We start from the raw sequence: 21,656 nt of genomic DNA, 5'->3' as shown, positions 1-21,656 counted from the left end.
ACAATCTATTCAGTATATGAAAAAATTAATGCGGGTGGCAGTAACGTGTTTGGCTGTTATCGGCTTACACTTATTTACAGCCCAGGCACAAAGCATCACTATTAGCGGCGAAGGTATCGAAACGCAGACCATTACCATGTCGGTATTTCAGGATATGCGGCAAAGTGTAGTAATGGCTAAGGCGCACGATGAAAAAGTGCATCGTTATACTGGCGTATCTTTGGCCGATTTATTGACTAAAACGGGTGTTATATTAGGAGACTCGGCTAAGCGTCAAACCGTAAATAGCTATATTATTGTCACCGCTGCTGATAACTATAAAGCTATTTATACGGTTGCTGAGCTGGATCCGCTGTTTGCAAATCGGTTGATTATACTAGCCAACAGACAGGATAAGAAACCTTTACCCCAGCAAGATGGTCCTTTCCAGATGATAGTGCCTGGTGAAAAGAAACATGCCCGTTGGGTACGTCAGGTAAACAGTATACAGCTGGTTGTTGTTAAGTAGTTTTATCATGATCCGCAACACACCATCTATGAAACGAATTTTTGTATTGTTATGTACGCTGGCGTTGCCTTTTGCAACTATAGCCCAACGTGTTTTTGTAGGCGTTGCCGCCAACGCCGAGCCAGTTGCCAAAAAGCTGGCTAAAGAGTTTAAAAAAGAAACCGGAATAAAAGCTGAGTTATTCGTCAGCTCATCCGGTAAATTAACTACACAAATAGAGCAGGGGGCACCGTTGGATATTTTTTTATCAGCCGATATGAAGTACCCACAGGAACTGTATACCAAAAAATTAACTGTCACTAAGCCCCGTGTTTATGCCAACGGTAGTTTGATTTTATGGAGTCGTAAAAATATTAATGTACAGAACGGCATGCGGTCATTGCTTAATCCGGCTATTCAAAAAATAGCAGTTGCTAATCCGGCATTAGCACCTTACGGATCAGCGGCTATAGCAGCCATCAAAAAAGCTGGCCTGGCTACCCGCTTACAGTCTAAACTGGTATATGGCGAAAGCATTTCACAGGTCAATCAATACTTGTTATCCGGTGCAGCCGATGTAGCATTTACCTCAAAATCGGTAGTGCTGGATATGGCTAAAAAAAGTAAAGGAGACTGGAAGGAAGTTGACCCGAAATTATATCCGCCCATCGCACAAGGTGTAGTTATACTTAAGTATGCCGTAACCGGAAAAAATCGTGCAAATGCACAAAAATTTTATGATTTTCTGTTCAGCCGCAAAGGTAAAAGTGTATTTGCACTGTATGGGTATAAAGTGGATTTGTAAATAGAAAAGCTTGTCATCTCGAACGATAGTGAGAGATCTTATACGAGCGATTAATTGAAGCGACGTGATTGCCACGCTATCGCTTGCAATGACGAGTATTGACTAACATTCAAGTTCTGATATTATAATGGATTATCAACCGTTACTTCTTACCCTTAAGCTGGCACTTATTACCACGGTGTGCCTGCTGGTAGTTGGTATTCCATTAGCTGCGTTGCTGGCCAAAAGCAATTCGCGCTTTAAGCCCGTAGCCGAAGCGGTGATTAGTTTGCCCCTGGTATTACCGCCATCGGTCATGGGGTTTTATTTGCTGCTGGCTTTTAGTCCCAATTATAGCTTAGGGCATTGGCTGGAATCCGCCTTTAATTTGCGGTTGGTATTTTCCTTTACTGGGTTGGTAATCAGTTCTATGCTCTATAGCTTGCCGTTCATGGTGCATCCGGTTCAGGCGGGTTTACAAGCTTTGCCTAGTAGCTTGCGTGAGGCTTCACAAACTTTGGGCAAATCATCCACCCAAACTTTCTTTAAAGTGTTACTGCCCAATATCAAGCCAGCATTGCTTACCGGAACGGTGCTTACCTTTGCACACACGCTGGGCGAGTTTGGTTTAGTGCTGATGATTGGCGGCAATATCCCGGGCGTTACCCGTGTAGCTTCCATTGCTATTTATGATGAGGTAGAATCGCTTAACTTTTCTGCTGCACATCGTTATGCGGCTGTTTTGCTGGTAACCTCATTTGTAATTTTGCTTTCCGTATATACTTTCAACAGGCGCCTGTTCCATAAACGCATAGCGGCATGATCAAAATTAACATCCGCAAAAAGCTGCACGTAGGCGGTGGTGAGGTAACAGTAATGGTCGATACAGAGTTGCAGCCACAATCTTTCACTGCACTTTATGGTCCGTCGGGCGCAGGCAAAACCACTTTGCTTAAAATATTGGCTGGTTTACTGCAACCCGAGCAAGGCATAATTGAGGTAAATGGTGAAACATGGCTTAATACTGATCGAAAAATTAACCTGCCTACTCACAAGCGCAGCATCGGTTTTGTATTTCAGGACTACGCCTTATTCTCCAACATGACGGTGCTCGAAAATCTGCGCTATGCACTGCCCAATCGAAAAGACGAGCACCTGTTACAAAGCTTACTATTGTCCGTATCTATGGAAGGTTTTGAAAACCGGAAGCCGGATACATTATCGGGTGGGCAAAAGCAGCGCATTGCCTTGATACGGGCTTTGGTACGCAAACCACAACTTCTTTTGCTGGATGAACCCTTGTCGGCCCTCGACCATGAAATGCGGGTAAGTTTGCAATATGAATTACAACGCCTGCATAAAGACTACCAGCTAACCACCATCATGGTCAGCCACCATTTGCCCGAAATTTACCGATTGGTAGATTGGGTATTACAAATTAATGAAGGGCAATTGACAAACTCAGGTGCACCTGTCGATTTATTCGGGCTGCATCACAATACTAACACCATTACCCTGGTTGGCGAGGTTGTAACTCTTCATGAGGATATTGCAGATGTACTTATCGAAAATAATATTATTAGCATTAAAACCAGTGAATTGATAAAGGCCGGTGATAAAGTGACAGTGAGCTGTCATGCAACCAACCTCACTTTAAAAAAGCTTTCTTAACTTTATACTTATAAACTATATACTGTCGGTGCTGTTAAGTAAAGCAAACGGCAGCAATGTTGTTTTTATTGATATCTATGGAAATACTGTTGTTTGGGATTGCGCGCGAAATTGTTGGCAAAACAAAGCTGGCCGTACCCACAAACCAAAATATAACAACCGTTAAATCTCTTAAAACCTGGCTTGGGCAACAGTACCCAGCCATACAAACACTGTCGTCATTGGCGGTGGCGGTAGATAGCGAGTATGCACAGGATGAGGATGTATTGAATGGAGATAATGAAATTGCACTTATTCCGCCGGTGAGCGGTGGATAATAACTATGCTGATCAAAATTGTTGAACATATAGATTTGAATGAGGCTTATGCAAACCTGCATACGCCCGAGGCTGGTGCCGTAAACCTTTTTGTGGGTACTGTGCGCAATCATTCAAAAGGTAAAGAGGTTGTCCATCTGGATTTTGAAGCTTATGAGGCAATGGCACTGCATCAGATGCAACACGTAGCTAATGCTGCACAAAGCAAATGGCCGCTATGTAAACTGGTGATGATCCACGCTGTTGGCGCTAAAAGTCCCGGCGATCCGGTTGTTGTAGTTGGCGTTTCATCAGCGCACCGTGATGCATCATTTGAGGCCTGCCGGTTTTTGATTGATGAGCTTAAAAAGACGGTGCCGATTTGGAAAAAGGAGTTTTACGAAGATAACAGCGTTTGGGTAAATGCCCACCCGTAAATGAGGATGAAAGAGAGTTTGTTGATAGATAAATATGGTAGAGAGCTGAACTACCTGCGGCTTTCGGTAACCGACCGCTGTAACTTCAGGTGCTATTACTGCATGCCCGAAGAAGGTATCGACTTTGCCTCGCGCAAAGATTTGATGACTTTTGACGAAATGTTGCAGTTATCTACTATATTTTGTAACCTGGGTATCTCCAAAATCCGCATTACTGGCGGCGAGCCGTTTGTTCGCAATGGCATTATGCCGTTTTTGAGCAAGCTTAGTAATGTAGAAGGGCTGCAGGAAATAACGGTTACCAGCAATGGTACCCTTTCCAATAAATACCGGGCCGAACTACTGGACATGGGCATCCGTAAAATTAACATCAGTTTGGATTCGCTCGATCGTCATCGCTTTCATCACATCACCCGCCGGGATAGTTTTAACGAGGTGTATGCCGGCATATTTCAATTGCTGGATGCTGGGTTTGATGTAAAGCTGAATTGTGTAGTAGCCAACAATAAAAACATTCAAGATATAATTCCTTTTATAGAGCTTACCAAAAATTATTCGTTGTCGGTGCGTTTTCTGGAAGAAATGCCTTTTAATGGCAGCGATGGTTCACAAGTATTGTCTGATTGGGATTATAAAAAGATATACGAATATATCGGTCAGCATTATACCGATATAAATCGTCTAATCAGCGATGCTAATTCCACTTCCGTGAATTACAAAATATCCGGCTACAAAGGTAGCTTCGGCATTATACCATCTTTTAGCCGTACTTTTTGCGGTACCTGTAATCGTATCCGCTTATCGGCCACGGGCGAATTGCGCACCTGTTTATATGGCCCACCAGTAGCCAATTTGCGTAATTTGTTGCGTAAAGGAGCCTCAATAGTTGATGTAGAGCACGAAATACTGGCTGCCGTAGCCCAACGCGAACGGGATGGCTATGCTGCTGAAGCATTGAGTAATAGTTCGGTGCATACCTCTATGTCGGCCTTAGGTGGATAACCATTATATAACATTCGTTTACGCTATATAAAGCAGCCAATGAATAGATATTCACGCCAAACGCAATTAAGCAATTTTGGATCCGCCGCACAGCAAAAATTGCAGCAGGCCAAGGTATTGGTAGTAGGGACCGGAGGACTGGGCGTACCCGTATTGCAATACTTAACTGGTATGGGTGTAGGTACTATTGGCTTGGCCGATAATGATACCATTAGCCTAACCAATTTGCACCGGCAAGTATTATATGCCGAGGATGAAGTTGGGCAAAGCAAAGTACAAACTGCCGCTAAGAAATTGTCCGAATTAAATGCAGACGTAAATCTGCGGGTAATTAACGATGCTATTACCCCACAAAATGCCTTGCAGATCATAAGGCAGTATGATTTAGTAATTGATGCTACTGATAATTTCAGTACTCGTTACTTACTCAATGATGCTTGCGTAATGTTGACTAAACCTTACATATATGGGGCTGTACAACAGTATGAAGGGCATGTCAGTGTGTTTAATTATCAAAACGGACCTACATATCGCTGCTTATATCCTAAGCCACCGGCAGCAGGCGAAATACCGGATTGTAATGCAGCGGGTGTGCTGGGTGTGGTACCGGGTATTGTAGGTTGCCAGCAGGCTTTACAGGCCGTTAAGGTAATTACAGGTGTGGGTAATACGCTCTCGGGCTATTTGCAGATATTCGATTTTTTGAACGACGATCAATACAAAATAAAACTGAAAGCCAAACCGGAAAATAAGGATATAAAAGCTTTGCAAAGCAGCTATGATGCACCGGTTTGTAATACCGTAGCCCTGCTTTCGGTTGAAGAGTTGCACGACTGGTTTGAGGCCGGCAAGCCTTTTAAATTAATTGACGTACGTGAGCCGGATGAGTTTGCTGAAGAACGTCTGCACGGTGCTATATCTGCACCATTGTCTGCTTTCAATCCCGGTGTTATCGATGTAAACGGCGATATGCCTATCGTTACATTTTGCCAAAAGGGAGCCCGTAGCAACAAGGCTGCGCAAGCATTACAGCAACAATATCCGCAGGCCGTTGTTTATAGCGTACTGGGCGGTATGGATTACTGGCAGGATGAATTCGAAGAAGAATACATCGTTCACCAGTAAACTATATAACAAAAACGCATTTAAACTACACTACACCTTTTACCCATGATTGCCGTTCAGGAAGCGCTTCAACTTATTTTATCTCAAAAAAAGAATTTTGGTACCGAACTGGTTGACTTATTAAAAGCCAATGGTCGTATACTGGCGCAGCCTGTCGTAGCCGATCGTGATTTTCCGCCGTTTCATCGCGCTACTATGGACGGCATTGCCATCAACAGCACAGCTTTCCAGAATGGCACCCAGTTGTTCCATATTGAAGATATACAGCCTGCAGGGCAGCCGCAAAAGCAGTTGGTACATCCCCAAAATTGTTTAGAAGTTATGACGGGCGCCGTATTGCCAGCCAATACAGATGCCGTTATCCGTTACGAAGACGTGGTGATTACGGAACGGGTGGCTAAAATTAACATAGAAGAAGTCACTAAGCTCCAAAATGTTCATTTACAAGGAACAGATGAGCAGGCTGGTAACGTTTTGGTTGCAGAAGGAACAAAAGTAACACCAGCTATCATAGCCATTATGGCATCAGTAGGTTTATCAAACGTATCGGTTTACCGGCTGCCTTCAGTTGCCGTATGTTCAACCGGTGATGAGTTAGTAGATATTCATCAGCAGCCACAATCGCATCAAATACGGCAATCTAACAATTACATGCTATTGGCTGCACTCGAGCAGGAGGGTGTCAGCGCCCCCAAATACCATTTGCCCGATGATCCGGAAGCTATGGGTACGCAATTAGCTGTTATAGTTAATCACTACGATGCCATCCTGTTTTCGGGTGCTGTATCTAAAGGAAAATATGATTTTTTGCCACAGGTTTTGGAGCAGTTACAAATGCAAACCATTTTTCATAGCATTGCGCAACGCCCCGGCAAACCATTTTTGTTTGGCAAGTTTGAAAATGGTGCGCTCATATTTGGTTTTCCGGGTAATCCGGTGTCTACCTGGGTATGTTATCAGCTGTATTTCCGGGCTTGGTTGTATCAAAGCTTAGGTTTAGCATTGCCTGTCACAAAAGCATCTTTATCAAAAGCTATAACATTTAAACCAGCCCTAACCCATCATTTGCTAGTTAAACTGCACGCAGAAAACTGTAGCATCATTGCCGAGCCGGTGGATGTTTCTACCTCGGGTGATATGGTAAGTTTAATGCAAGCAGAAGGGGTATTAAGTTTGCCGGCTGATGAGGATACCTTTGCCGAAGGTTCGGTTTGGGATGTACAGCTATTTTAAATTTTGTATATCTATTATACTGAACATCAAATCTTTCTCCTCAATAAACTATACATTCGTATTCCTGTTATTGTAACACTTACATCTCCTTCATGAAAGAATTAGAAGATATTGTACAAGCTTTTGACATTGCGCAACAGCAAGGTAAGCAAACGGCGCTGGCTACTGTAGTGCAGGTAGAAGGCTCGTCTTATCGGCGGGCCGGTGCCCGTATGCTGGTTACCGAAGATGGCGAGCTAACCGGTGCAATTAGCGGAGGGTGTTTAGAAGGGGATGCGCTGCGGAAGGCAAGATTGGTAATGGCACAACAGCAGCCCATGTTAGTAACGTATGATACTACCGACGATGATGATGCCAAATTAGGTGTGGGGTTAGGTTGTAACGGCATTATTCACATTTTAATTGAGCCCATTTTTGCTGATAAGTTGAATAACCCAATTAGCCTTTTTAAAAAGTTTTTAAGCAAGCGGCAAAACGCGGTTGTAGTAACCTTATTTTCATTAGCCGACCGCAAAGGTATTCAGCCGGGTACTTGCTTGTTTTTGTCGGATGATGAGCAGCTTAACCAATGTGATATTATTGATTTACAAGATACCATCTTGGAAGATGCACATAGCGTTTTATTAGCAGGACGATCAATCAATAAAACCTATATGGGCACCAGGGAACTCACCGGCTTTGTGGAAATATTAAAGCCTGCTGTATCACTTCTGGTATTTGGTGCCGGTAATGATGCTATTCCATTAGTACAAATGGCCGCGGTATTGGGTTGGCATTGTACGGTTATAGACGGCCGTACTAATTATGCAGTTGCCAGTCGTTTCCCTTTGGCCAAAAACGTATTGCTCGCCAAGCCGGATCAGGCACTGGCACAGGTAAAGCCGGATGAACGTACTGCTGTGGTGCTGATGACACATAACTATAATTACGATTTGGCTATGTTGCGTCAGTTATTGCCCTTAGAGTTAACCTATGTAGGCAGCCTGGGCCCTAAAAAGAAACTACAGCGTATACTGGACGAGTTACATGACGAAGGCATACCAATTACCGATAAACAGTTGCAAAGTATTTACGGTCCAACAGGCTTGGATATAGGTGCCGAAACGTCAGAAGAAATTGCATTATCCATATTGTCCGAAATACAGGCCGTGCTGCAGCAAAAAGCAGGATCATCATTACGTAACCGGGATGCGGTAATACACAACCGCGTGCCCGAAACGGTTCAGGAATTAGGAGCTATCAGCCCAAGCAGATAATGACAGGCATTATCATTTTGGCAGCCGGATCGTCATCGCGTATGGGGCAACCTAAACAGCAATTAGTTTTCGAAGAGAGAACATTGATACAGCGCGCTATTCAATCGGCCGTGAGCAGCATAGCAAGTAGGGTTGTTGTCGTTTTAGGGGCTAAAGAAGAACTCATCAAACCGCATATTGCCAATGAGCAGGTACAATTCGTGTTTAATGCTGATTGGCAGCAAGGGATGTCTACCTCAATAGCGGCTGGCATAAGAGTGCTACTGAATGAGTCGGTAAAAACAGAAGGTGCTATATTAATGCTTTGCGACCAGCCTTTTGTAAGCGAAAGCGTATTGAACCAACTTATACAAGTTAAGGCAGAAAAGGCAGCTGCAATTGTTGCCTGTACTTATCAAGACACCATTGGCGCACCTGTACTGTTCGATCAAAGATATTTTGATGAACTGCTTACCCTAAAAGGGCAGGAAGGGGCTAAAAAGCTGCTTTACAAATATGAAGATCAGGTGATAGCTATACCATTTCCAAAAGGTAGTATCGATATTGACACGCCCGACGATTATGAAAATCTGAAAGATTTATAAGTAGAGACACAAGGTTTTGTGTCTCTACACTGCGTTCATAATATTATTGCTCTTCGTAATGGTAGGTTAAACCACCATCTACAAAGTAAGTAGAACCGGTTACGTAAGTAGCATCGTCCGAAGCTAAAAATGCTACCAATGCGGCTACATCTTCTGGCTTACCCATCCTTTTCATTGGGATGTTTTTCAATACGTTTTCCATCAACTTAGGTGTTTCTTCCAGTTTTTTGTTGATAGGGGTAGCAATTGCACCTGGGGCCACGTTGTTCACCCGTATGTTTAATGGAGCTAGTTCGGTTGCCAAGTTGCGGGTTAACATCTTTAATCCGCCTTTACTGGTACAATAAGCTGCAAAGTGAGGGAAGATGATTTCTTCATGCACCGAGCTCATGTTAATAACTACCCCACCACGGTTTGTACTCATACAATATTTAACAAAAGCCTGAATGCCGAAAAATACCCCTTTCAGATTGGTGTCCATTACATAATCATAATCCTCTTCGGTTACGTCCCAAAAATCGTGGTTCTTTTCTACACCGGCGTTATTAACTAATATATCTAACTGCCCGAAAGTGCTTACAGCATCGTTAATCAGTTTGGTTACATCGGCTACTTTGCCTACATCTGCCTGTATAAAAGCAGCCCGTCTGCCCATGCCTTCAATTTGCTGAATTAGTTTTTCGCTACGCTCATCTTTAGGCGAGTGCCCGTTCAGGATAATGTCAGCGCCATCCGCTGCCAAACGTAATGCGCAAGCTGCACCAATACCTTGGGTGCTACCGGTTACTAAAGCCACTTTGTTTTCGAAACGATTCATAGTTTGTTGTTCTGTTAACAATTAAACACTATACAACCTATAGGTTTGTGAATTTTGAAAATTTATTTAAGTAAGGCTACCAACGCTGTCCAACCGGTTTGGTGGCTGGCACCCAATCCTTTGCCGGTATCGCCATGAAAGTATTCATGAAACATAATGTAATCCCGGAAATGTTTATCGTGATTCAGTTTAGGATGACCGCCAAACACTGGCCGTTCATTCTGCTCATTGCGTAAAAATATGTTTTTTAAACGACAGCCTAACGCATCGGCAATTTCAGCTAAGGTAGAATACTGACCTGACCCCGTTGGGTATTCAACCTTAAAATCGTCGGTATAATATTCGTGAAAACGGTAAAGCGATTCGATAAGCAAGTAGTTCAGCGGCATCCAGATAGGGCCGCGCCAATTGCTATTACCGCCAAACATACCCGAATCGCTTTCGGCAGGGGTGTATTTAACGGAATACTCATTGCCATTAAGCCGATATTGGTAAGGATGCTGTTCATAAATTTTAGATACAGAACGGATGCCGAAATCGGACAGGAACTCATTGGAATCAAGCATGCGTCGTAAAAGCAGTTTCATACGATGGCCGCGTAGCAATGAAAATAAGTGCTGTTCGTCACCTTGGGTATCTTTCCAGCGGCTTACCAGTTGTACCAAATCCGGGCGCTGCTGCATAAACCAATCCAGCCGCTCAATTAAATTAGGCAGGCTTTTCCATTTGGCTTCATCAAACACAATGGTAGCAAACATGGGAATAAGGCCCACCATGGTACGTACCCGGAGGCGGTCGCTGGTGCAGTCGGGCCGTCGTAAAAGATCGTAATAAAAACCATCTTCATCATCCCATAAGCCCAGTGAGTTGCCTAAACTGGCCAATGAGCCGGCTATATATAAAAAGTGCTCGGCAAATTTTATAGCCATGCTCTCATAAGCCGGATTGCTCAAGCTTAGTTCCATCGCAATACGCATCATATTAAGGGCGTACATCGCCATCCAGCTGGTACCGTCGGCTTGTTCAAGCACCCCACCACCCGGAACGGGTGCGCTACGGTTAAAAATGCCAATGTTGTCCAGTCCCAAAAAGCCACCTTCAAAAATGTTGTTGCCTTCGCTGTCTTTGCGATTTACCCACCAGGTAAAGTTGAGCAGCAGCTTCTGAAAAACTTCTTCCAGAAAAACAGTGTCATTTTTGCCGGTAGCCTTACAATCTATTTTGTACACCCGCCAGGCGGCCAATGCATGTACAGGCGGATTAACATCACCAAAATCCCACTCGTAAGCAGGCAACTGCCCGTTAGGATGTATATAATTGGAACTTACCAACAACCGCAACTGTCTTTTAGCAAACTCGGCATCAATAGGGGCAAAGGCCATGCAATGAAAAGCCAAGTCCCAGGCGGCAAACCAAGGATATTCCCACTTGTCGGGCATCGATAATATATCTTCGGCTACAAAATGTATCCAGTGGTTATTACGACCAGTGCGGCGGTTTGCCGGTGGTGGTGGCTCGCCAGTGTCGCCATCGAGCCAATTCTTAATATTGTAGTTATAATATTGTTTACTCCATAATAAGCCTGCCCAAGCCTGGCGTTGCACTAGGCGTTCGTCTGGGTTGGTCACTTCTTTTTGCTTTTCAGCATAAAACAAGTCGGCTTCGGTTTGCCGTTGCCCAAACACTGCATCAAAATCAGCAAAGGGTGAAGAGAGCTTTTTATTAACCAGGCGCAGTTTTATGCTGATTGTACTTTTGGCAGGAACTGTTAATGAATACCAAAAAGTCATTTTGGTGCCTTCATGATTAGGGTTTACGGCATTCTTATCCTGCTGAACAAGATAATTATTGATGCCATCTTTTACATATGCTGCCGTGTTGGATGAATGGTAAAGTCGTTGGTTGTTCGTTTCGTTATCCGTAAACAACACTTCCGGAGTGCCATCTGCGTAGACATAATAGGTGCCTAATTGTGCCGAGTGTAGTCTGATACAACCGTCGCCTTGGTAAAATATCAGCGGTTTTGTATCGCCTGCAAGCCAGTTGTTACGAAACCAAAAATGAGGCAAAATATGTAAAGGAGCATCCGCACTGCTACGGTTGCAAATCGTGTAATGGATAAGTATATCTTCTTCGTTTTGCTTAGCATATTCGGCAAATACATCAAAGTATTCGTCTTTATCAAACAAGCCGGTATCAATCAGTTCAAATTCCGGATCAAGCTTGCCCCGGCGCTTGTTTTCTTCAATCAGCTGCTGATACGGATAGGGTTGCTGCGGGTACTTATACAGCATCTTGCAATAGCTGTGTGTAGGTGTGCTATCCAGATAGTAATAAAGTTCTTTAACGTCTTCGCCATGGTTGCCCTCGGCATTGGTTAAACCAAATAACCGTTCCTTAATAATGGGGTCTTTGCCGTTCCATAAGGCCAGGCTAAAACATAGGTTTTGTTTTTCGTCGCTAAAGCCGGCTATGCCTTCTTCGCCCCAGCGGTAGGTTTTGCTGCGGGCCGCATCGTGCGAAATAAAGTTCCAGGCATCACCATCGGCACTATAATCTTCTCTAACTGTTCCCCATTGGCGTTCAGAAAGATAGGGCCCCCATTTAAGCCAGTTAACCTGCTTGGCATAGTGTTGTTGCAGGCGTAGTTGTTCAACATCCATAAAGTAAAAGTATGCGGATGTTAAAGTAAGCGATAATTGTGTAAATGGCTAAAATGTTTTGATAAAGCTTAAGCTGGCTACACCATTGTTATAACTGGGCAGTAATATAGTGGCTTTTTTATCGTCTTTGTCTTTATCGTGAAAAAGCTTGTTACGAAACAGCGGATAAAGCAAGTAAGCCGCCTTGGTTGATAATATACCAAAGCCAGCACCAGCAATGATATCACTAAACCAGTGGTTGTTGTTGTATACGCGCAGTACTGCTGTAGCCGTAGCAAAGGTGTAGGCGTAAATACCGTACCAGGGCGAAAGGTCACCATATTCTTGCGCCATAAATTCGGCAGCGGCAAAAGCCGTACTGCTATGGCCGGATGGAAAAGATAACCGATCATAAGGATCGGGGCGTGTGCGATGGGTGGCATGTTTAAGCACGCTTACCGTACCGGCCCGTATCGCTTCAGACATGGCATAGAGTATGGTACGGTCAATAAACCGGTTTTTACCTGCTACACCGGCTAAGTTAAGCGCGTAAACGGTTACTACCGGAACATATTGAAAGTAATTATCAAACTTAGATGAAAAGTTTGGATGGTCTTTTTGCATGTCATTGTACACGCTATAATCTACACGGCGTAATGGCCGTATTACAAAACTGCCAAACCCATAACCTACAAATACAGCCGGTGGTATAAATGATACAAACTTACTTTCCAGTTTTTTAACAGTATCCGGTACCTCTAAAATGTGTTCTGTTGAATCCAGTCGGGCAGAATCAAGCTTCTTGGTTGTATCTACCTGTGCAGAAACGTTTAAGCAGGTAAATAAGATAAGCAGATTAATAAAGCAAATAAGTAACAGATTCTTCAAAGCCATTTTAGTATAGTTAACAAATCTTGTGTATTCAGTAACAGGCTATTATATTATTGTTAAGATCATGTTAATCAGCCCGTAGCAATATATATGAATGCAGTTAGGTAAAATATGTTTTACAAAAGTTAAATTCTGCAGTTTCAGGAAACATTAAACATAATGTGAGTACAGGTTGTTATACAAAAAAAAGCACCGGTTATGGAAGATATCAAAGTAATTTCAGGCAGTTCTGAACAAGATGTTTGGCAAAATATAGAAGCAGATTTAACCGCTGAAGATGATGTGTTGAATTATGATGTAGTGATTAAACAAAGTGGCAAACAAGTACAACTAACCGTAGATATAGATCCGGGAGGCGGTTTTGAGGGAGGTTTTGAAACCACCGAACTGCGTGCACCGTTATCATTGGTATCTGACTTTCGGTTTGCTGTACATGATGAGGATTTTATAGACGAGATAGGTAAGTTTTTTGGTATGGAGGATGTAGAAACAGGCTATACCGATTTAGATAAAAATGTGGTAATTAAATCTAACAATGAAGAAAAAGTGCACCGCATTTTTGAGGATGCCGATGTGAGAGAACTTTTTGCGCGACTGGAAGATTTTGACTTAGTTATACATCACCAAAAATTAGGCGAAAGTAATGCCGAGCAACCCGTACTCGAGCTAAATATCAATGAAGGTATTACCGATCCTGCATCATTGCGGGCAGTATATCATGCATTTTATAAAGTTTTAGAAACGATAGAAAATGCATGATAGTTTACTGAAATAAAAAAGCCCTAATTACATAGGGCTTTTTTATTCTAGAGGCATTGAATACTCAGGATAAAACAGCAGCCTGACAAATATAAGTTGGCAATATACCCGTAGCATTAATTCGGGTTTCGGCATTTTGCTGTAAGGTGTTACCTGTAAATACCAATACGGTATCCAAGCCAAATTTATTGCCCCCTAAAATGTCGGTATGCAGGGTGTCGCCCACCATTAAAATGTCTTTTTTGTTGAGCGATTTATTTTCGCGAACCATGTCATAAGCAAAAGTGAACATCTGTGAATCGGGTTTGCCAAAGCGGATAAATTTTTTTCCGGTAATCTTTTCAATCATACCTGCCAGGGCTCCAATGGCAATGGCAATTTCTTGTTTGTTGAGCGGATAAGCATCATCGGTGTTAGCTACAATTGCCGGAATATTACGGCGGCGCAACAGGTTTACGGCTTTGTTTAGGTCCTGATACCAGTCAAAACCTTCGTCATCTAAAAAAACCAGGGCATTTACCCTCTCAACGTTATCCTCGTTAATGTCTCGTAAGGGTAATACGTGCAGGCCCGAGCTGTCTAAATAATGAGCTGAATCATTGGTGCCCAAATAAGCTACAATGCCGTCAGGTACTTTCAGATCCAGGTATTCTTTAGCCAGCATGCCCGATGATATAATTTTATCTGGCGTAATAATATCCAAACCAAGTTTACTAAATGATTCGGCCAGTTGCAGCGGACTACGGGAGGCATCGTTAGTTACAATGTAATAGTCTTTTTGATTAGCCTCCAGGTAAGCAAAGGTTTCTTCAATACCTGGTACCAAACCTTTGTAGTTTTTTATGACACCAAACGAGTCGAAAAATATAACCTTATATTGGTCAATTACGCTTTTAAAATCAACAGTTTCTATCATCGTATAAGTGAGGAAAAGCTTTTAATTATTCAATTTTAAGGCATCGATCAATACCTGTGCATTAAAGTCGCGATCTACCGATGGCAGATAAATATCGTATGCTTCCTGCTGCAATTTTACAGCATATTGTTCATGAAAAAAGTGTTTACCATCTTTAATCACATAATTTAAAATAAAAAAGCGATAAGCCTCTTTTAAAAATTTAATTTCGTTTACGGTTAGTGGATTGATCTTATGATATTCCTGCAAAAAGAGGATAAACCGATCTTCCATCATGGTAGTAATCAGGTAACTGAACACCGTACGGTCACCCGCGTTTGATACTACACGACTAAAAAAATAAAAATCGAGCATACGGGTGCTCATTCTAAACCAGTCATAATCCCAGCGCGAATACAGTTCCAGCCGGTTAGTTACCGAAAAATTGCCTATGTTCCAGTCAATAAAAACCGGGATGTTTTCAAAAGTTACTCTATTGTACTGCGTGCGGTTCTTTACAAACTGACTGCAATGATACTTAACCAAATCGGCCTGTGCGCGGGTGCCAAACTGGGTTTCATCCTGCTCCATTTGTTCCAACAGTATGTTGATATCCGTACGCATGGTTTTTGACGATTTGGGCAACACCTTGCTTACCCTTGAACAGGCTTTATGAAACTTGGCCAGCTGCTGCGCAATTTTACGGATGTGGTGTTCGTCTAGCCGCCGGGGCAAACGCTCTTGGATACGGGTAGGGTTGTAAAACACTACCCAAGCTTCTGTTTTACCCTGCTTGTAACGGTATATGTACACCCGGTTGTTCTTGAGCAATGATTTAGCCAAAAAGTTTTCGTAGGGGTACAGCAAATTATTAGATAAGCTGTGGATAATACGGTGATCTTCCTTAAAGTACTCGTATTTGCCAAAGTTGGATAGTTTGGCTATAATGATGTCATCATCTTCGAACGTAATCCGAAAAACGAAGTTGGTTGATACATTAGCGCTGATATCTTCAATACTGCGGATAACTTTGGAGGCATCATACCCCTCCCAGGCTTTCCGGATAACCAGCGAACTTAATTCTTGGTCCATAATTAGTGGTTTAACCCATTGGTCGGGGGTTAAATTATTTCAAAATATCGTTTCAGTTCCCAGTCGGTAATTTGTTTGCTAAACTGACGCCATTCCCAAATACGAGTGTTGGCAAAATGTTGGGTAAAGCTTTCTCCAAACAGCTCGTTGGCAATAGGCGAAGCTTTCATGGTGTTGGCAGCTTCCAGCAAATTAGGCGCTAAACTGCCGTTACTTTTATCCAAATAACCGTTGCCTTTAACCGGCTGAATGTTTAAAGGTAATTTATTTTTAATACCATACAAGCCAGAGGCCAGTGCGGCGGATATAGCTAAGTAAGGGTTAGTATCGGCCCCTGGTATACGGGTTTCAATTCGAGTGCTTTTGTGCGATGAGTTTAATACGCGTAGGGCAGTGGTTCGGTTATCAATGCCCCAGGTAATAGTGGTTGGCGCCCATGCACCCTCAACTAAGCGCTTATAGCTATTGATGGTTGGTGCATACAGGGGCAGTATGTGTGGCAGGCAATAAAGCTGTCCGGCCAAATAGTGCTTCATCAAGTCGCTCATGTGCAGGGCATTGTTCTCATCATAAAACAGGTTGGTGCTTTTATCGAGGCTCCATAAACTTTGATGCACGTGACCGCTGCAACCGGGTAGTGTTTCTGTCCATTTAGCCATAAATGAGGCCGTAATGCCGTGTTTGGATGCAATTTCTTTAACTGCATTTTTAAGCAGGGCAGCCTTATCGGCTGCAGCCAGTGCATAATCATGAATGATGGCTGCCTCATACACACCCGGTCCGGTTTCGGTATGCAGTCCTTCCAGCGGAATATTAAACTGTTCGAGCAAATTGAGCAAGTCATAATAAAACTCACTTTGTTGCGACGAGCGCAGAATAGAATAACCAAACATTCCCGGTGTAAGCGGCTCGGGGTTGACGTAAGATTTTTGCGCCAACGATTTTGGTGTTTCCGAAAAGTTAAACCATTCAAACTCCTGCGCAAATTCAGGATGATAGCCCATATCGGCACATTGCTGCGCAATGTTTTTAAGCAAAGTACGCGGGCAAGGTACTCCCTCGTTACCTTCGCCGCTAAAATCGGCCATAAAAAACGGGATATTATTTTGCCATGGGATGGTTCTGAAAGTGCTTAAATCAATGCGGCAGGACTTGTCGGGGTAGCCGGTGTGCCAGCCGGTAACATCTACATTATCATAAGCCATGTCGCTGCTGTCCCATCCAAATACAACATCGCAAAAGCCGTAGCCCTGCTCCAACCCGTCTATAAACTTTTGGGCATGAATTACCTTGCCGCGCAAAATGCCGTCAATATCGGCAAAGGCAAATTTAATGTGCCTGATATCCTTCTGCGCCAGATAGTCCAGAATTTGTTGTTGGTTCATACTTAGGTGGCCTGGTTAACGGGAAAGCGCAAGTTAGGCAATAGGTAATGATATTGCCAAAAAAGATGTGAAGGGAAAGAAGCTGTTAACCAAGCATAAAATCTCGGATTACTTTAAAAGCTTACTCTATAATTAACCCGGTCAACCACCTTATTTACAATTTCGATAGGTGTCAGCACATAGTCAGGATGATCATTGGCAATCAAAGCACTCGGCATAAGCGGGAACTCGGCCGTTAAAGGGTCCTGCACTATTACAATTCCGTTTTCATCTTCAATCTTCTTTGCGCCTTCAATCCCATCATAACCGGCACCCGACAAAATAATGCCGATACTCTTGTTACCAGCATCAATAGCTAATGATTTGAAAAATATATCGATGGCTTTGTTTACTTTTTCGGATGGCAGCCGGTCGCGAAGTTTTAAATAACCGTTTTCTACAGACATCATTTTACCTTCAGGCATCACATATATCTTGCTGCGTTCTAATTGTACATCTTGTGTAACCTTAGTTACCGGCAAATTGGTAATACCCGACAATATATGGTCTAGCCGGCTTTCAAAATGAGTAGCCAAATGCGGTATCAGCACAACAGCTGCATTTAGATTTACAGGCAACCTTGATAAAATTTCTTTTAAAGGTGATAAGCCGCCTGCCGAAGAGCCAATACTGATTACATTAAAACCATAGTCCATAAGAGCATCAAATATGTTGTATAATCTATTTAACGCATCAAAAGTTTGTTGGTTGAGAAGATTGTTTAATACTTAATTAAACAAACAAGCCCCGCTGATTAAGCAGGGCTTGCATTATGGCCAATTACATAATCTTGTATAATGTCCAGTTATCTGTAATGTAAACTTTAGTAAGCCTCAGGGCAGAGTTTTTGGTTTGGATGCTTTCCAGGTAAGCTTCCGTAAGCTGTGTGTAACCCAGCATGGGGTTGGCGGTATTGGCAATTAATACATAACCATTGTATTTATCGGGTGCCTCTACTGCACTCAGGTACTCTGACTGGAATGGAATAGTAAAACGGTGAATATCGTTGGTATAACCTACTATAGCATAGGCTACCGCGTCGTCGGCCAGTATGTGTGTGCCTTCGGGCATATGTTTAATATAGCCGGCCAAATCATAACTTTCTTGCTCTATTCTTGGGGCGGTATCTTTATGCACAACAGCCTGTGCAAAGTTCCTTTCTTCCTTAATAGCCGATTTGTTCAGAAATACGTAGCCGATATAACATTGCACAGCAATCACCGCTACCAGGCAAATTTTTAGCGAACTCTGATTTTTAATAAACCGTATTCTAAAAATGATGCAAAGTAAAGCCAGTATTAAAAACAGCAGATAGTATTCATAAGTTAGATTTACCTTTTCATACTTTACTTTTAGAAATTCTATCAAACCAAAGGGGGTTAATAAAGTAAGTACTTGGTAAGTATGCTGTTTGAAAAGGTATATTGCCAATATAATTAATGGGCAAAAAATAAGCGCTTTGAAAGACACCAGGATAGAAAGCTCTGAGATATCATACTGCCCCATGGTTTGTGTAACCGTATATTCCAACTTATCGGTAATAATGTTCCAGGTGGCGTAAGGACTGTCAATAAAGTAGTTCAAATCATCAGCATGCGTAAGGTTTAGCATCTTATAAATTAAGATTGATGCAATGGGCAACAAAAAGATGATGGTATAAATAGAAAACGTTTTGTTGATCAACTTACGACGCAGAGATGAACTGTTAAAGCTCATGAACAGCCTGAACAGCGATTCTTTTTCGCCCAGATTTAAACTGTGCAACGATATAGACAATACCAGTGGTACAAAGAATAAGCTAAGCCATATCAACTTGTAATCAGTAAAAATCAGCATCACAAAAAACAAGCTGGCTACCGATATGTGGTAAGTAGTGTTGGAGTTGTAATACTTTAATAAGTTCAAGAAGAACAGGAAAAACAATATCAAATCCAGGTAAATGGATTTGCCCGAGCAAGCCGTGTAAAGTATACCCGGATGCAGTACAAAAATGCCTGTCAGCAGATAGAAGTAAAAGTTATCCTTGTTACGCTTCATCATGGATGATGCCATGATGTAGAAAAGCAAGGCTGTACCCATAGCCGAGGCCAGTACCGGCGCCAGTGCACTGCTAAACAACGAGAAGAATACTACAATGTAAAAAGGCAGAATAGGAGAAGTTAAGCCCATAATACGTAGCTTATCACCCTCGCCGCTAAAAATTATCTGAACTTTTTCTATATAAAATAACGATTCCTGGTTACTGTATCCGTGTTTGTTAAGGTATATACCTACCATTAAATAGTAGGCTGCCAGCAAAACGGTAATAACAACCAGATATACTGTTTTAAAGCGTTTCATTTAACAGCGTTTGTTTGCGTATGAGATTTACTTAAACCGTGATTGGTTTTTTCCCAGTAAAAAGGTTTTACAATAAGTTGGTACAAGCCTTTGTAAGCAGCTATAGAGTGCATAAGCCAATAAATAGGATTGGCAATGGCAAACAGAATGAGTTCATAAAAGCGGCGTTTAAACACGGCCATCATGTTCACGTAAATCATCAGGATGTTACCCACCATCAGGTTAAAAATAGAAATAAACAGCACCCAGTCAGGAAACAAGGTTCTGATGATGTCCAAATCAAATATGACGTAAGCGGCAAAAATGACGATGAGTATAGGATTAATGAGAAACATAATTGGCGTAGCGCCCACAAAGAAGGTGAAGCCTAAAAAGCCTTTGATACCAATTTTTTTAATTAACGCTGATGGCTTGCGCATGTGCACCAGATAGGTTTGCATATAGCCTTTAATCCAGCGCGAGCGTTGACGGATCCAGTTAAAAAAGTCGTTGTTTGCTTCTTCGTAAGTGGTAGAATTCAACACCGCAATTTTGTAACCTTTAGCATAAGCACGTACGCCTAAATCGGCATCTTCGGTCACGTTAAACGGGTCCCAGGCACCCAAATCAACCAGGTTGGCTAATTTAAAGTGGTTGCTGGTACCACCCAATGGAATAGGAATATCCAGTGTATCTAAACCCGGCAATACATAGTCAAACCAATATGAGTATTCCAGCGTAAACATACGGGTCAGGAAGTTCTCGTTACGGTTAAAGTAGTTTAAAGCACACTGTACGCATATGTAATTTTCGGGCAGTTTATTGAACATTGCCACCACCTTTTTCAGTTGGTCGGTATCCGGAATGTCTTCGGCATCGTAAATAGTCAGATATTCGCCTCTTGAAAAATGCAGGCCGTAGTTGCAAGCTTTAGGCTTGGTTTTAGGCATGTGAAAAGGCACTACAATTACCTCAAAAATGGCCGGAAAGTCCAGGTTGCGTACGGCATTCAGGGTTTTATCATCATCCTCTTCAATCAATAACTTAATATCCAGCTTTTCGCGCGGGTAGTCGATGCTTTGCAGGTTCCATATCAGCTTTTTAATCAGTTTATCTTCTTTATAAACCGGCAGGTGAATGGTGTAAACCGGCAGTTCATCATTATTAACGGCTTTAACTTCACTTTTGGTTACGGCCTGAAATAGTTCAAACTTAGAACCCACCAACGACAGAAACAGCTTGAATGAAATAGTAATCAAAAAAAACACGCTCATGAAAATATTAAGCACCGTAGCCGTAAGCTTAAAGCTTAATACAAAACCTGCTGCCAGCAAGCCAATGAATGAGAATATAAAAATGAGCTGTTTATCAGTAAAGGTAGTCAGCGCTGAATTGTCCGGGTCTTCGTTCAGTAATTCAAAAACGGCCGATTTAACGTATTTGTTACCTAGCAGTTTATGGCTTAGCCAGGTAATATCCAAATCGGATGCTACAATTATGTGCGGATCCGAGCCGTACGTCATCCGTACAAAATCAATAAAAAGCTGGTCGGTCGGATCTGCCATCAGGCATACCACTTTAGCATTTTCAACGCGTAGTGGTAACGCTAAACGTTCGTTCGCAAATTTTAGGTCAATTTTATCCAGCACAGCATCATCAAACGGCTGCTCGCGTATTTGCTCAAACGTATAACCGGCTTGGGTTAAAGACCGTTCATAGTTTTTGCGCGAAATAAAACCGAAGGTGAGGATGATTTTTACAAACGATGCGCCTGTTTCGGCATATACCTTATCTATTTTCTCAAAATCAGTTTCGGCTAAAAAGTGATCTCCGATAAGTATTTTGGAAATTTCAGAATCGCGGGCGTTACTGTAAGGCTGGGCAACAGTATCGTTCATTAAATCTTCCGAAATAAAAGCACTCATTATAAATAAATAAGTTG

General features: G+C 42.4%; 21 protein-coding genes. 12 read left to right on the top strand and 9 right to left on the bottom strand.

Annotated features, from left to right (window positions below):
- The first annotated feature begins 16 nt into the window (after positions 1 to 16).
- From GPM24_RS21000 to GPM24_RS20950, 11 genes are all read left to right on the top strand, one after another.
- Entirely contained in the window at positions 17 to 508 is a 492-nt protein-coding gene (locus GPM24_RS21000) for a molybdopterin-dependent oxidoreductase (protein ID WP_158829507.1), read from the top strand.
- A 28-nt stretch (positions 509 to 536) separates the two neighbouring features.
- Complete coding sequence (modA, locus tag GPM24_RS20995) at positions 537 to 1,292, top strand: molybdate ABC transporter substrate-binding protein (protein ID WP_158829505.1); 756 nt, start codon at positions 537 to 539, stop codon at positions 1,290 to 1,292.
- A 127-nt stretch (positions 1,293 to 1,419) separates the two neighbouring features.
- Positions 1,420 to 2,094, top strand: a complete 675-nt coding sequence (gene modB, locus GPM24_RS20990; protein WP_199269825.1) for a molybdate ABC transporter permease subunit — start codon at positions 1,420 to 1,422, stop codon at positions 2,092 to 2,094.
- Positions 2,091 to 2,942: an ATP-binding cassette domain-containing protein gene (locus GPM24_RS20985; RefSeq protein ID WP_158829503.1), complete on the top strand. Its 852-nt coding sequence runs from the start codon at positions 2,091 to 2,093 to the stop codon at positions 2,940 to 2,942. Before modB ends, GPM24_RS20985 begins: the two co-directional genes overlap by 4 nt.
- Before the next feature lie 77 nt (positions 2,943 to 3,019).
- Positions 3,020 to 3,259, top strand: a complete 240-nt coding sequence (moaD, locus tag GPM24_RS20980; RefSeq protein WP_158829501.1) for a molybdopterin converting factor subunit 1 — start codon at positions 3,020 to 3,022, stop codon at positions 3,257 to 3,259.
- Between the two features lie 5 nt (positions 3,260 to 3,264).
- The gene (locus tag GPM24_RS20975) at positions 3,265 to 3,675 is read left to right on the top strand and encodes a molybdenum cofactor biosynthesis protein MoaE (protein ID WP_158829499.1); all 411 of its coding nucleotides are present in this window, start codon (positions 3,265 to 3,267) and stop codon (positions 3,673 to 3,675) included.
- Between the two features lie 6 nt (positions 3,676 to 3,681).
- Positions 3,682 to 4,677, top strand: coding sequence for a GTP 3',8-cyclase MoaA (moaA, locus tag GPM24_RS20970; protein WP_158829497.1), 996 nt, complete (start codon positions 3,682 to 3,684; stop codon positions 4,675 to 4,677).
- A gap of 39 nt (positions 4,678 to 4,716) precedes the next feature.
- On the top strand, positions 4,717 to 5,802 hold the full coding sequence (locus GPM24_RS20965; protein ID WP_158829495.1) for a HesA/MoeB/ThiF family protein: 1,086 nt from the start codon (positions 4,717 to 4,719) through the stop codon (positions 5,800 to 5,802).
- A gap of 45 nt (positions 5,803 to 5,847) precedes the next feature.
- Entirely contained in the window at positions 5,848 to 7,035 is a 1,188-nt protein-coding gene (locus GPM24_RS20960; RefSeq protein WP_158829493.1) for a molybdopterin molybdotransferase MoeA, read from the top strand.
- A gap of 92 nt (positions 7,036 to 7,127) precedes the next feature.
- On the top strand, positions 7,128 to 8,291 hold the full coding sequence (locus tag GPM24_RS20955) for an XdhC family protein (protein WP_158829491.1): 1,164 nt from the start codon (positions 7,128 to 7,130) through the stop codon (positions 8,289 to 8,291).
- Positions 8,291 to 8,875, top strand: coding sequence for a nucleotidyltransferase family protein (locus tag GPM24_RS20950; protein ID WP_158829489.1), 585 nt, complete (start codon positions 8,291 to 8,293; stop codon positions 8,873 to 8,875). Before GPM24_RS20955 ends, GPM24_RS20950 begins: the two co-directional genes overlap by 1 nt.
- 43 nt (positions 8,876 to 8,918) lie before the next feature.
- Here GPM24_RS20950 and GPM24_RS20945 read toward each other — a convergent pair whose 3' ends face one another.
- The 3 genes from GPM24_RS20945 to GPM24_RS20935 form a co-directional block, all read right to left on the bottom strand.
- On the bottom strand, positions 8,919 to 9,692 hold the full coding sequence (locus tag GPM24_RS20945; RefSeq protein WP_158829487.1) for an SDR family NAD(P)-dependent oxidoreductase: 774 nt from the start codon (positions 9,690 to 9,692) through the stop codon (positions 8,919 to 8,921).
- A gap of 62 nt (positions 9,693 to 9,754) precedes the next feature.
- A complete protein-coding gene (locus tag GPM24_RS20940; protein WP_158829485.1) occupies positions 9,755 to 12,355 on the bottom strand; it encodes an MGH1-like glycoside hydrolase domain-containing protein in 2,601 nt (866 codons plus the stop codon).
- Between the two features lie 48 nt (positions 12,356 to 12,403).
- Entirely contained in the window at positions 12,404 to 13,228 is an 825-nt protein-coding gene (locus GPM24_RS20935; RefSeq protein ID WP_158829483.1) for a phosphatase PAP2 family protein, read from the bottom strand.
- Positions 13,229 to 13,423: 195 nt separating this feature from the next.
- On the opposite strand from GPM24_RS20935, the gene GPM24_RS20930 reads away from it, so the two are divergent.
- Positions 13,424 to 13,984: a hypothetical protein gene (locus GPM24_RS20930; protein WP_158829481.1), complete on the top strand. Its 561-nt coding sequence runs from the start codon at positions 13,424 to 13,426 to the stop codon at positions 13,982 to 13,984.
- A 64-nt stretch (positions 13,985 to 14,048) separates the two neighbouring features.
- On the opposite strand, the gene GPM24_RS20925 is transcribed toward GPM24_RS20930, so the two are convergent.
- From GPM24_RS20925 to GPM24_RS20900, 6 genes are all read right to left on the bottom strand, one after another.
- A complete protein-coding gene (locus tag GPM24_RS20925) occupies positions 14,049 to 14,900 on the bottom strand; it encodes a TIGR01459 family HAD-type hydrolase (RefSeq protein WP_158829479.1) in 852 nt (283 codons plus the stop codon).
- 21 nt (positions 14,901 to 14,921) lie between these two features.
- Entirely contained in the window at positions 14,922 to 15,971 is a 1,050-nt protein-coding gene (locus tag GPM24_RS20920) for a hypothetical protein (protein WP_158829477.1), read from the bottom strand.
- Between the two features lie 29 nt (positions 15,972 to 16,000).
- Positions 16,001 to 17,356 carry a glutamine synthetase family protein gene (locus tag GPM24_RS20915; protein ID WP_158829475.1) on the bottom strand — a complete coding sequence of 452 codons (1,356 nt, stop codon included), beginning with the start codon at positions 17,354 to 17,356 and terminating at the stop codon, positions 16,001 to 16,003.
- A gap of 113 nt (positions 17,357 to 17,469) precedes the next feature.
- Complete coding sequence (locus GPM24_RS20910) at positions 17,470 to 18,051, bottom strand: chemotaxis protein CheB (protein ID WP_158829473.1); 582 nt, start codon at positions 18,049 to 18,051, stop codon at positions 17,470 to 17,472.
- Positions 18,052 to 18,175: 124 nt separating this feature from the next.
- The gene (locus GPM24_RS20905) at positions 18,176 to 19,735 is read right to left on the bottom strand and encodes a hypothetical protein (protein WP_158829471.1); all 1,560 of its coding nucleotides are present in this window, start codon (positions 19,733 to 19,735) and stop codon (positions 18,176 to 18,178) included.
- Entirely contained in the window at positions 19,732 to 21,639 is a 1,908-nt protein-coding gene (locus GPM24_RS20900; RefSeq protein ID WP_233268924.1) for a glycosyltransferase, read from the bottom strand. Before GPM24_RS20900 ends, GPM24_RS20905 begins: the two co-directional genes overlap by 4 nt.
- Positions 21,640 to 21,656 lie beyond the last annotated feature (17 nt).

The organism is Mucilaginibacter lacusdianchii, assembly GCF_009770985.1.
GTDB classification, from domain to species: Bacteria; Bacteroidota; Bacteroidia; order Sphingobacteriales; family Sphingobacteriaceae; genus Mucilaginibacter; species Mucilaginibacter lacusdianchii.
This window is presented reverse-complemented; position numbering and strand designations above follow the sequence as displayed.

Bases quoted from the DNA above. Each gene is read 5' to 3' on its own strand.
- GPM24_RS21000 (WP_158829507.1), top strand. From the start codon at position 17: ATGAAAAAATTAATGCGGGTGGCAGTAACGTGTTTGGCTGTTATCGGC.
- modA (WP_158829505.1), top strand. From the start codon at position 537: ATGAAACGAATTTTTGTATTGTTATGTACGCTGGCGTTGCCTTTTGCA.
- modB (WP_199269825.1), top strand. From the start codon at position 1,420: ATGGATTATCAACCGTTACTTCTTACCCTTAAGCTGGCACTTATTACC.
- GPM24_RS20985 (WP_158829503.1), top strand. From the start codon at position 2,091: ATGATCAAAATTAACATCCGCAAAAAGCTGCACGTAGGCGGTGGTGAG.
- moaD (WP_158829501.1), top strand. From the start codon at position 3,020: ATGGAAATACTGTTGTTTGGGATTGCGCGCGAAATTGTTGGCAAAACA.
- GPM24_RS20975 (WP_158829499.1), top strand. From the start codon at position 3,265: ATGCTGATCAAAATTGTTGAACATATAGATTTGAATGAGGCTTATGCA.
- moaA (WP_158829497.1), top strand. From the start codon at position 3,682: ATGAAAGAGAGTTTGTTGATAGATAAATATGGTAGAGAGCTGAACTAC.
- GPM24_RS20965 (WP_158829495.1), top strand. From the start codon at position 4,717: ATGAATAGATATTCACGCCAAACGCAATTAAGCAATTTTGGATCCGCC.
- GPM24_RS20960 (WP_158829493.1), top strand. From the start codon at position 5,848: ATGATTGCCGTTCAGGAAGCGCTTCAACTTATTTTATCTCAAAAAAAG.
- GPM24_RS20955 (WP_158829491.1), top strand. From the start codon at position 7,128: ATGAAAGAATTAGAAGATATTGTACAAGCTTTTGACATTGCGCAACAG.
- GPM24_RS20950 (WP_158829489.1), top strand. From the start codon at position 8,291: ATGACAGGCATTATCATTTTGGCAGCCGGATCGTCATCGCGTATGGGG.
- GPM24_RS20945 (WP_158829487.1), bottom strand. From the start codon at position 9,692: ATGAATCGTTTCGAAAACAAAGTGGCTTTAGTAACCGGTAGCACCCAA.
- GPM24_RS20940 (WP_158829485.1), bottom strand. From the start codon at position 12,355: ATGGATGTTGAACAACTACGCCTGCAACAACACTATGCCAAGCAGGTT.
- GPM24_RS20935 (WP_158829483.1), bottom strand. From the start codon at position 13,228: ATGGCTTTGAAGAATCTGTTACTTATTTGCTTTATTAATCTGCTTATC.
- GPM24_RS20930 (WP_158829481.1), top strand. From the start codon at position 13,424: ATGGAAGATATCAAAGTAATTTCAGGCAGTTCTGAACAAGATGTTTGG.
- GPM24_RS20925 (WP_158829479.1), bottom strand. From the start codon at position 14,900: ATGATAGAAACTGTTGATTTTAAAAGCGTAATTGACCAATATAAGGTT.
- GPM24_RS20920 (WP_158829477.1), bottom strand. From the start codon at position 15,971: ATGGACCAAGAATTAAGTTCGCTGGTTATCCGGAAAGCCTGGGAGGGG.
- GPM24_RS20915 (WP_158829475.1), bottom strand. From the start codon at position 17,356: ATGAACCAACAACAAATTCTGGACTATCTGGCGCAGAAGGATATCAGG.
- GPM24_RS20910 (WP_158829473.1), bottom strand. From the start codon at position 18,051: ATGGACTATGGTTTTAATGTAATCAGTATTGGCTCTTCGGCAGGCGGC.
- GPM24_RS20905 (WP_158829471.1), bottom strand. From the start codon at position 19,735: ATGAAACGCTTTAAAACAGTATATCTGGTTGTTATTACCGTTTTGCTG.
- GPM24_RS20900 (WP_233268924.1), bottom strand. From the start codon at position 21,639: ATGAGTGCTTTTATTTCGGAAGATTTAATGAACGATACTGTTGCCCAG.